The sequence below is a fragment of the Mycobacterium sp. TH-M11 genome (assembly GCF_057473725.1).
The window spans coordinates 1-3,735 of sequence record NZ_JBYCLD010000420.1 but is presented as its reverse complement, the minus strand read 5'-3'; the positions used below and the strand labels follow the sequence as shown (position 1 = coordinate 3,735).

At 63.6% G+C, this 3,735-nt stretch carries 5 protein-coding genes; 1 reads left to right on the top strand and 4 read right to left on the bottom strand.

Annotated features, from left to right (window positions below; genetic code table 11):
* From AC2VOG_RS16520 to AC2VOG_RS16510, 3 genes are all read right to left on the bottom strand, one after another.
* A partial coding sequence (locus tag AC2VOG_RS16520) for a glutamine synthetase III domain-containing protein (RefSeq protein ID WP_486940944.1) occupies nt 1–494 on the bottom strand: 494 nt, incomplete at its 3' end.
* 148 nt (nt 495–642) lie between these two features.
* On the bottom strand, nt 643–1,722 hold the full coding sequence (locus AC2VOG_RS16515) for an NAD(P)H-dependent amine dehydrogenase family protein (RefSeq protein WP_486940942.1): 1,080 nt from the start codon (nt 1,720–1,722) through the stop codon (nt 643–645).
* Between the two features lie 5 nt (nt 1,723–1,727).
* The gene (locus AC2VOG_RS16510) at nt 1,728–2,753 is read right to left on the bottom strand and encodes a Rieske 2Fe-2S domain-containing protein (RefSeq protein ID WP_486940941.1); all 1,026 of its coding nucleotides are present in this window, start codon (nt 2,751–2,753) and stop codon (nt 1,728–1,730) included.
* A 138-nt stretch (nt 2,754–2,891) separates the two neighbouring features.
* Between AC2VOG_RS16510 and AC2VOG_RS16505 the strand changes: the two genes are divergently transcribed.
* A complete protein-coding gene (locus tag AC2VOG_RS16505; RefSeq protein WP_486940943.1) occupies nt 2,892–3,467 on the top strand; it encodes a TetR/AcrR family transcriptional regulator in 576 nt (191 codons plus the stop codon).
* Here the strand turns inward: AC2VOG_RS16505 and AC2VOG_RS16500 are convergent.
* Nucleotides 3,460–3,735: SDR family oxidoreductase (locus AC2VOG_RS16500; protein WP_486940940.1), on the bottom strand; the 276-nt coding region annotated here is incomplete at its 5' end. The genes AC2VOG_RS16505 and AC2VOG_RS16500 overlap by 8 nt on opposite strands.

Here is a 3,735-nt window from a genome sequence, read left to right as displayed (position 1 = left end):
GGATTGTCCAGAATGTAGGCCGGGCTGGTCGCGTCCCAGCCGGTGTAGCCGCGAGCCTCGAAGGTGCTGCGCAGCCCGCCGGACGGGAAGCTCGAGGCGTCGGGCTCACCCTGGATCAGGGTCTTGCCGGCGAATTCGGCAAGACTCTGTCCGTCGGAGACAGGTTCGAGGAAGCTGTCGTGCTTTTCCGCGGTCAGCCCGGTCATCGGGTAAAAGACGTGCGCGTAGTGGGTGGCGCCCTTTTCCAGCGCCCAGTCCTTCATGGCCACCGCGACCGCGTCGGCGACCGCGGGGTCGAGTTTGGCGCCCTTGTCGATGGTGGCCACCACGGACTTGTACGTCCCCTTGGGCAACCGCGCCTGCATCTCGGCTTTGGTGAAGACATTCGACCCGAAAATCTCTCCAGGCTCCTCGCCGGGGTCGAAGCTGATCGCGGGGGGAACGTACGCCTCGACCTTGGTAATTGCCTGAAGCCGCGCAGCATTGCCGCTCAATTGATTCCCCATCGCCGTCGTGGTCAGTTGGTCGTTGGGCTGACATTAAGGACGATCGGTTCCGGGAATGTTACGGCGCTGTCACGCTCTGCGGTTTGGGCGTAAATACTCCGTACCGATACCGCGCGTCGCGGCGATCGACCGGGAGCTATCGCGTGAAGCGACCGGCGAAGCCGCGCAGCGGCAGGTCGGCACTGGTCATCAGACCCGGCGGGGCCGCGACGACGCCGGCGATGGCCGCCAGCGCGGGCATGCCGGTGACGGTCATGCCGATGGACGCGAAGTTCGCCGTGTCGGACAGGTCGACTCCGGGCTTCGGGAAGATCATGTGTTTGTTGTAAACACAAGGATCACCCTTGATCTGGGTGATGTAGCAACCCTTGATGTGCCAACTCGGGTCGGTGTGCGGCGTCATCTGCCACTCCAGATGCGTCTCGACCCGCGAGACACCATCGACCATGCCCTGGTACTTGATGTAGTTGCCGCCCAACGATCCCTTGGGCAACGTGTACCAACCCAGATCGACGTCCTTGGTGCAGGCGCCGAGTTCGTAGCTGAACTTCACTTCGTCCAGGGTCAGGTCGAAACAGTCGGCCATCATCAAAACGGAGTCGGCGAACACGCGGGTGAATTTCTCTAATTTGCCGGGGATTTCGGGATCGTCCACGGGCAGGCCGTAGCCGACCTCGATCCAGGTGTCCCTGGAGTGGTGGCAGGACACGTCGACCGACTCGATCGTGGTGACGTTCTCGATCTCGGCGACGTCGGCCGAACACACCACGCCCAAAATCTGATTCAGCCCCGGGTTCATGCCGGTCCCGTAGAAGGTGGCGCCGCCCTTCTCGCAGGCATCCTGCAGGATACGGCTGACCGGCTTGCCGGAGGGGTGTGGGTGGTTGGTGTCGCGGTGCCAGCCGGTGATCCAGTCGGCGGTGGTGACGATATTGATACCCGCCTCGAGCACTTTCACGTACAGATCTTCGTCAGGGAACACCCCGTGGAACGTCAGCACGTCCGGCTTGGCCGCGATGATCTCCGCTATGCTGCCGGTCGCCCTGACTCCGTTCGGCGCGATGCCGGCCAGCTCGCCGGTGTCCTTGCCGATCTTTTCCGGCGAGTAGCAGTGCACGCCAATCAGTTCCAGGTCGGGCCGAAGTGCGATGCGCTTGATCATCTCCGAACCGACATTGCCGGTGGCTACTTGGAACACGCGCAGCGGTGCATTCATTCGGTTCAGCCTTTCTTCGATGCGGCGTAGACCTCGGCGGCACTGCCACCGGTGCCATCGGGATAGAACTGTTTGGCCCAGGTACGGATTGCGGTGAAACCCTCGTACTCTGCGGTGGCCAACGCCGGCGGATCCGAATACCGTTGATGCCGCCAGATTTCGACGTCCTGCTCGAACTGGCGGATCACTTCCTGACCGAACTCGCGGGCCTTGGTTTCGGCACGCTCGGAGTCTTTGCCCGGGGTTCGGCCGATGTGAACCATGAATCGGATGTCGGAGGTGGACTCGTCGACAGGGGTGACCGCCGAGATCGTGCGGTTGTCGATCATGCCGTGGCTCTTGGTCACTGCGATACCCAGTCCGCCGTTGATGGCCTCGACCCGGCTATCGATGTCCTCGATCTTCTGGTTGTCGTCGCCTTCGAAGGTGATGGTGAAATCGACAAAGGAAACCGGCCCGGCGAAGTCGTGGCGGGTGAACACCGGAATGATCGGCGTGTTGTGGACGTACTTGAAATGCGCGAAGTCGACGCCGTTTTCGAGCACGTACTGCGGGTGCATCTGCAGGCGCTGCCGATACAACCGCTGCTGCGGATAGTAGTCGGCGGCGCTGCTGCCGTCGTGGAAGCCGGTGAAGATATCCGGCGCGTCGAAGTACGGTTCACGGCCCGCAACGTCGTGCCAGATGTACACCGACCCGTTGCGTTCCACCACCGGATAGGTTGTGATGCGGCGGCCTCGGTTGGGACGATCCTGATACGGGATGCAGACGTTGCGGCCCTGGTGGTTCCACTGCCAACCGTGAAACGGGCACTGCAACACGTCGCCGACGACTTTGCCGCCGAAACCGAGGTGCGCGCCGAGGTGCTCGCAGTAGGCGTTCATCACGGTGAGCACGCCGGACTCCGCGCGCCAGGCGACCATCTCCTGGCCGAAGTAGGTCATCGTGTGGACGTCATCGACGCCGATCTCGTCGGACCAGGCGACTTGGAACCAGCCGGTCGGCTTCATCGACAGTGGCGGCTTAGCCATGTCTCGGATAGTAACGACCGGTGCTGCAAATTCATAGTGGCCGCTATGAAACCTTGGCGAGCGGCTACGATGCTGAGCATGGCTACTGCCGACCTACAGCGGCGCAGCAACAAGCGTGGCCTGGCCACCCGCGAGGCGATGCTGGACGCTGCGGTGCGATCGCTGGCGTCCGGCGATCCAGGCGCGGTATCGGCAAGCCGGATCGCCAAGGAAAGCGGCGCCACCTGGGGCGCGGTGCAATACCAGTTCGGCGACGTCGACGGGTTCTGGGCCGCGGTGCTACATCGCACCGCCGAACGGCGTGACGCGACGATGTCGGCATTCACCAGCGCCGAGCCCGACGCGCCGCTGCGAGAGCGACTCGCCGCGATTATCGACACGCTGTACCACGGTCTGGCGTCCCGAGATTCGCGTGCCATCGAGAATCTGCGCTCAGCACTGCCCCGCGAACCCGACGAGTTGGAGCGCCTCTTTCCGCGGACCGCTGCCGAGCTGTTCTCGTGGGGCAAGAGTTGGCAGCAAACCTGCCAGCGGGCGTTCGCGGATCTGGGCGTCGACCCACAGCGCGTCCGCGAGGTAGCGGCCCTGATCCCCGGCGCAATGCGCGGCCTGGTCTCCGAACGTCAACTCGGCTCGTATGCCGACCTCGACGAGGCGCGACAGGGGTTGACCAACGCGCTGGCCACCTATTTGGAGCAGTCGCGTCCTAGGTGACCCACTCGGGCTGCTGCCCGGTGTCGACCGCGGAGAAGTCCTTGTGTCCCAGCCCCGCCGTGCACCCGCCGTCGACGATGAACTCCGAACCCGTCGAATAACTGGACTCGTCGCTGGCCAGGTAGATCACCAGGTTGGACACTTCCTTGGGCTCGGCGGCCCGACCGAGCGCGGTCTGGAAGATGTCGTCGGGCACCCACTCTGTCATCGGCGTCTTGATCAGCCCCGGATGGATCGAGTTGACCCGAATTCCGCTGGGCCCCAACTC

Coding starts and splice junctions, on each gene's coding strand:
- AC2VOG_RS16515 (WP_486940942.1), bottom strand. CDS start 1,722: ATGAATGCACCGCTGCGCGTGTTCCAAGTAGCCACCGGCAATGTCGGT.
- AC2VOG_RS16505 (WP_486940943.1), top strand. CDS start 2,892: ATGCTGGACGCTGCGGTGCGATCGCTGGCGTCCGGCGATCCAGGCGCG.
- AC2VOG_RS16510 (WP_486940941.1), bottom strand. CDS start 2,753: ATGGCTAAGCCGCCACTGTCGATGAAGCCGACCGGCTGGTTCCAAGTC.